The sequence below is a fragment of the Streptomyces sp. NPDC054840 genome (assembly GCF_053611065.1).
The window spans coordinates 1-5,700 of record NZ_JBSGZP010000483.1 but is presented as its reverse complement, the minus strand read 5'-3'; the positions used below and the strand labels follow the sequence as shown (position 1 = coordinate 5,700).

Below are 5,700 nucleotides of genomic sequence, written 5' to 3'. Positions count from 1 at the left end.
CCCACGCCGGATCGGGGACCGCTGTCGCCGGGACCACCGTCGAGATCCGGGTCGTCGGCTCGAACGGCATCGGCCACCATGTCACGGGAACGGTCACCGCGGAGGTCCCGGCATGAGCGTCCGCACCCGCGACGAGCTCGGCGGCCGCGCCGCCATCGCCGGCATCGGAGCGACCGAGTTCTCCAAGGACTCCGGCCGCAGCGAGCTCAAGCTCGCCGTCGAGGCCGTACACGCGGCCCTCGACGACGCCGGCCTCACCCCCGCAGACGTCGACGGCATGGTCACGTTCACCATGGACACCAGCCCCGAGATCACCGTTGCCCAGGCGGCGGGCATCGGGGACCTGTCGTTCTTCTCCCGTATCCACTATGGCGGTGGCGCGGCCTGTGCCACCGTCCAGCAGGCTGCCCTCGCCGTCGCCACGGGGATCGCGGAGGTCGTCGTCTGCTACCGCGCCTTCAACGAGCGCTCCGGGCGCCGCTTCGGGTCCGGGGTCCAGCAGCGGGAGCCCTCGGCGGAGGGGGCGGCGCTCGGCTGGTCGCTGCCCTGGGGCCTGCTGACCCCCGCCTCCTGGGTGGCCATGACCGCCCAGCGCTACCTGCACGCCTACAACCTCACCCCCGAAGCCTTCGGGCACGTCGCGGTCACCGACCGCCGGCACGCCGCGAACAACCCCGCCGCGTACTTCCACGGCAAGCCCATCACCCTCGCCGACCACGCCGCCTCACGCTGGATCGTGGAACCGCTGCGGCTGCTGGACTGCTGCCAGGAGACGGACGGCGGCCAGGCCGTCGTCGTCACCACGACCGAGCGCGCCCGGAACCTGCGGCACGCGCCCGCCGTGATCACCGCGGCCGCGCAGGGTGCGGGGCGCCGGCAGGAGGGCATGACATCCTTCTACCGCGACGACCTCACCGGGCTGCCGGAGATGGACGTGGTCGCCCGCCAGCTGTGGCGGACCAGCGGGCTGCGGCCCTCGGACATCGACGTCGGCATCCTCTACGACCACTTCACCCCCTTCGTGCTGATGCAGCTGGAGGAGTTCGGCTTCTGCGCGCCGGGCGAGGCCGCAGACTTCGTGGCCGCGGACGCACTGCCGCTCAACACCCACGGCGGCCAGCTCGGAGAGGCGTACCTGCACGGGATGAACGGCATCGCCGAGGCCGTCCGTCAGCTGCGCGGCACCTCCGTCAACCAGGTCGCGGGGGCGGCGCACGCACTCGTCACGGCCGGTACGGGGGTCCCGACCTCCGGTCTGATCCTCGGCGCCGACGGCTGAGAACCGGGACCCACGGCCCCGTCCCCTCCACCTTCAGGGGGTGGGGACGGCCCTGTTCCTACAACCTGAGGCGGATCCACCATCGGCACCTGCGGCCGATCCCACGGCGGGCGGGCGCTCCTAGCGTGGAGACATGACCACGCCTGTGTGCACGCTCGCCTCGAATCCGACGCCGTACCCGTCGTTCTCGGCGTACGTCCGGACCCGCGGCACGGTCCTGATGCGCACCGCGCGCTCCCTCACCGCGAACCCGTGCGATGCGGAAGACCTGCTCCAGACGGCCCTCGCGAAGACGTACGTGGCCTGGGACCGGATCGAGGACCACCGCGCCCTGGACGGCTACGTCCGGCGGACCCTCGTCAACACCCGGACCTCCCAGTGGCGCAAGCGCAAGGTCGACGAATTCGTATGCGACGAGCTCCCGGAGACCGAGGCGGTTTCGGCCTGCGACCCCGCCGAGGCACAGGCGCTGCGCGACGCGATGTGGCGCGCGGTGACCCGGCTGCCCGACCGGCAGCGGGCCATGGTCGTCCTGCGGTACTACGAGGACCTGAGCGAGGTGCAGACGGCGGAGCTGCTCGGGGTCTCGGTCGGCACCGTCAAGAGTGCGGTCTCCCGCGCGCTGGGCAAGCTCCGCGAGGACCCGGAGCTCGTGCCGGTCCGGTGACGCGAGGGTGTTTCACGTGAAACCTGAGACGTCCGGGAATGTTTCACGTGAAACGCGCGGTGGTTTCTACCCCCGGGTAGTGACATGCCGACCGGTACGTGCGCAGAATCGGCAGCATCCGTAGCCGCCGCAGCGCCGCAGCGCTCACCGGGAGGACGCTTTGCTCAGCACCATGCAGGACGTACCGCTCCTCGTCACCCGCATACTCCGACACGGGATGACGATCCACGGGAAGTCCCAGGTCACGACCTGGACCGGGGAGGCCGAGCCACACCGCCGCAGCTTCGCCGAGATCGGCAACCGCGCCACCCGTCTCGCCGGCGCCCTGCGCGACGAGCTCGGAGTGCAGCAGGACGAGCGGGTCGCCACCCTGATGTGGAACAACGCCGAGCATGTCGAGGCGTACTTCGCGATCCCCTCCATGGGCGCGGTCCTGCACACCCTCAACCTGCGTCTCCCCCCGGAGCAGCTGGTCTTCATCGTCAACCACGCCGCCGACCGGGTGGTGCTGGTCAACGGCACGCTGCTGCCCCTGCTCGCACCGCTGCTGCCGCACCTGCCGACCGTCGAGCACGTGGTGGTCAGCGGCATCGGCGACCGGTCCGTTCTCGGAGGCCTGAACGTGCGGGTGCACGAGTACGAGGAGCTCCTCGCGGGCGGCTCCGACAGCTACGACTGGCCCGAACTGGACGAGCGCCAGGCGGCCGCGATGTGCTACACCTCCGGCACCACCGGGGACCCCAAGGGCGTCGTCTACTCCCACCGCTCGCTCTACCTGCACTCGATGCAGGTCAACATGACCGAGTCGATGGGGCTGACCGACAGGGACACCACCCTCGTCGTGGTCCCGCAGTTCCACGTGAACGCCTGGGGGCTGCCGCACGCCACCTTCATGACCGGTATCAACATGCTGATGCCGGACCGGTTCCTGCAGCCCGCTCCGCTCGCCGAGATGATCGAGCGGGAGAAGCCCACGCACGCGGCGGCCGTGCCCACCATCTGGCAGGGCCTGCTGGCCGAGGTCACCGCCAACCCGCGCGACCTGACGTCGATGAAGCAGGTCACCATCGGCGGCGCGGCCTGTCCGCCCTCCCTGATGGAGGCGTACGACAAGCTCGGCGTACGTGTCTGCCACGCCTGGGGCATGACCGAGACCTCGCCGCTGGGCACGATGGCGCACCCGCCGGCCGGCCTGACCGCCGAGGAGGAGTGGCCCTACCGGATCACCCAGGGCCGCTTCCCGGCGGGCGTCGAGGCTCGGCTGATCGGCCCCGCCGGCGACCTCCTGCCCTGGGACGGGGAGTCGGCGGGCGAGCTGGAGGTGCGCGGCAACTGGATCGCGAGTTCCTACTACGGTGGCGCGTCCGGCGAACCCCTGCGGCCCGAGGACAAGTTCAGCGCCGACGGCTGGCTCAAGACCGGTGATGTCGGTGTGATCAGCGCCGAGGGCTTCCTCACCCTCACCGACCGCGCCAAGGACGTCATCAAGTCCGGTGGCGAGTGGATCTCCAGTGTGGACCTGGAGAACGCGCTGATGGCGCACCCCGAGGTCGCCGAGGCCGCCGTCGTCGCCGTCCCCGACGAAAAGTGGGGAGAGCGCCCCCGGGCCACGGTCGTCCTCAGGAAGGGTGCGACCGTGAATTACACGGGTCTGCGCGAGTTCCTCGCCCAGACCGTGGCCAAGTGGCAGCTTCCGGAGCGCTGGACGTTCATCGAGGCGGTGCCGAAGACCAGTGTCGGCAAGTTCGACAAGAAGGTGATCCGCAAGCAGTACGCGGACGGCGCACTGGACGTCACCAAACTCGACTGACGACTTAGCTCCGGGTGAGCCACGGCCGCAGCAGTCTGCTGACCGCAGGCATGGCCACGTAGGTCATCAGGGTGCTGAACACGACGGCGAAGGCGGCCGTCCGCAGTACGACGTGCAGATCCACCAGGTACGGCCCGAGTACCGCGTTGCCGATCAGCGAGATCGGGAAGACGGCCAGCCCCGAGCTGATCACCATCTTCCACCGCGGCGGCGCGGGCCGGGTCGTACCCGGCTTGGCGAACCAGGTCTCCATGCCGTGCAGTTCCCGGCGGGCTATCTCCGTGTGGTGGTGGCCGAGGCAGTTCGAGAACCACTGCGCCCGCTCCGGGGAGTCCTGCCAGCGCTGGAACGCCGCCTGATTGCGGAAGCGGTGGACCAGGAACCACGGCCCGCCCTCCGCCGCCGGACGGAAGAGCCCGTACCCCAGGTGATCCGGGAAGCCCGCGGCCGTCTCCAGGATGCCGTGGGCCCAGGCCTCGAAGGTCTCCTCGTGGCCGGGCTCCACCTGCCGTGCGATGAGCAGATTCACCTCCCCGCTGTCGGCGGGGACGGTGTGCTCGCTCGTGTCGATGATGGCCATCGGCCCAGGATTACTAGTTGGTGCCGATCTTGGCGAGCAGGTCCACGATGCGGCCCTGGACGTCCGCCGTGGTGGCCCGCTCGGCCAGGAAGAGGACGCTCTCGCCGGACGCGAGCCGCGGTAGTTCGGCCGGGTCGATGCCGGTCGTCGTGTAGACGACCAGGGGGGTGCGGTTCAGCTGCCCGTTCGCGCGCAGCCAGTCCACGATCCCGGCCCGCCGACGGCGCACCTGCATCAGGTCCATGACCACCAAGTTGGGCCGCATGCGCGTGGCCAGTTCCACGGCGTCGGTGTCGGCACCCGCCCGCGCGACCTGCATGCCGCGCCGTTCCAGGGCGGCGGTCAGCGCGGTCGCGATCTCGTCGTGCTCTTCGATCAGCAGTACCCGGGAGGGATGCTGTTCGCTGTCACGCGGCGCCAGCGCCTTCAGCAATACGGCCGGATCGGCGCCGTAGGCCGCCTCGCGCGTGGCGTGCCCCAGCCCGGCCGTGACCAGTACGGGGACCTCCGCGGCCACCGCCGCCTGACGCAGGGACTGCAGGGCCGTCCGGGTGATCGGCCCGGTCAGCGGGTCGACGAACAGCGCGGCGGGAAACGCGGCGATCTGCGCGTCCACCTCCTCGCGGGAGTGGACGATCACCGGCCGGTAGCCGCGGTCGCTCAGCGCCTGCTGCGTCTGCACATCGGGCGCGGGCCACACCAGGAGCCGGCGCGGGTTGTCCAAGGGCTCCGGCGGCAGCTCGTCGTCCACGGGCCGAGGCACGGGCCGATTGACCACCTCGACTGCGCCGCCCGGGCCGTCCAGCGGCTCCGGGCCCTCGTCGGAGCCGGCCTCGGGCGCTTCTATCGCGAAGGCCCGGCCCTGCGGGGCGGGCTCGGCGAGCCGGCGACGTCGGCCGGAACCGGAAGCCGCACCCGCGCCGGTGGCCGGGCCGGAGCCGGAGGCCGCACCGGAGCCGCCCGGATCGAGGGAGATGCCCTGGCCGAGGGTGCCGAGGGCGCGCACGCTGATCGGCTGCGCGGCCTGGCCCTGCGCCGGAGCGTCCTGGGGCCGCCGCGCACCGGGGACCGCGACCTGGCCGGAGGCTTCGTCGCCCTCGGGAGCGGTACGAGCGGCCGGAACCGGCCACGCCGGAGCGCCGGCCAGGGCGCGGCGCCGACCGGTCGGGTTCTCGGCGGAATCGTCGGGCTGCGCGGCGGTGGCAGCGGCAGCGGCGCCGGCCTCGGGCTCGGGTTCGGCGGCGGGGGCGCCCAGCACCCGGCGACCACGCCGCCCGGCCGGAGCGTCGGCGTCGAAGGCCGCTGCGGGGGGAGCCGGAGTCGGGCCGGCGGGCAGCGCGAAGCCGCCCTCGGGGGCGATGGGC

4 protein-coding genes and 1 pseudogene are annotated in these 5,700 nt (G+C 71.9%); 3 read left to right on the top strand and 2 right to left on the bottom strand.

The features are described from left to right. The first annotated feature begins 112 nt into the window (after positions 1-112). From ACWGIU_RS27470 to ACWGIU_RS27460, 3 genes are all read left to right on the top strand, one after another. Positions 113-1,279, top strand: coding sequence for a lipid-transfer protein (locus ACWGIU_RS27470; RefSeq protein WP_453710138.1), 1,167 nt, complete (start codon positions 113-115; stop codon positions 1,277-1,279). A gap of 133 nt (positions 1,280-1,412) precedes the next feature. Further along, complete coding sequence (locus ACWGIU_RS27465) at positions 1,413-1,946, top strand: SigE family RNA polymerase sigma factor (protein WP_453710136.1); 534 nt, start codon at positions 1,413-1,415, stop codon at positions 1,944-1,946. Positions 1,947-2,106: 160 nt separating this feature from the next. Further along, positions 2,107-3,756 carry a long-chain fatty acid--CoA ligase gene (locus ACWGIU_RS27460; RefSeq protein WP_453710134.1) on the top strand — a complete coding sequence of 550 codons (1,650 nt, stop codon included), beginning with the start codon at positions 2,107-2,109 and terminating at the stop codon, positions 3,754-3,756. Between the two features lie 4 nt (positions 3,757-3,760). Here the strand turns inward: ACWGIU_RS27460 and ACWGIU_RS27455 are convergent, their stop codons facing one another. Together ACWGIU_RS27455 and ACWGIU_RS27450 are read right to left on the bottom strand one after the other, a co-directional pair. Continuing rightward, positions 3,761-4,336 (bottom strand): antibiotic biosynthesis monooxygenase, encoded by a 576-nt coding sequence (locus ACWGIU_RS27455; protein ID WP_453710132.1) that lies wholly within the window; start codon positions 4,334-4,336, stop codon positions 3,761-3,763. Positions 4,337-4,349: 13 nt separating this feature from the next. Continuing rightward, positions 4,350-5,700: pseudogene (locus ACWGIU_RS27450) on the bottom strand (hypothetical protein); the annotation flags it as partial.

What these genes read in the sequence shown, in the direction of transcription:
- ACWGIU_RS27470 (WP_453710138.1), top strand. Translation starts at nt 113, where the DNA reads ATGAGCGTCCGCACCCGCGACGAGCTCGGCGGCCGCGCCGCCATCGCC.
- ACWGIU_RS27465 (WP_453710136.1), top strand. Translation starts at nt 1,413, where the DNA reads ATGACCACGCCTGTGTGCACGCTCGCCTCGAATCCGACGCCGTACCCG.
- ACWGIU_RS27455 (WP_453710132.1), bottom strand. Translation starts at nt 4,336, where the DNA reads ATGGCCATCATCGACACGAGCGAGCACACCGTCCCCGCCGACAGCGGG.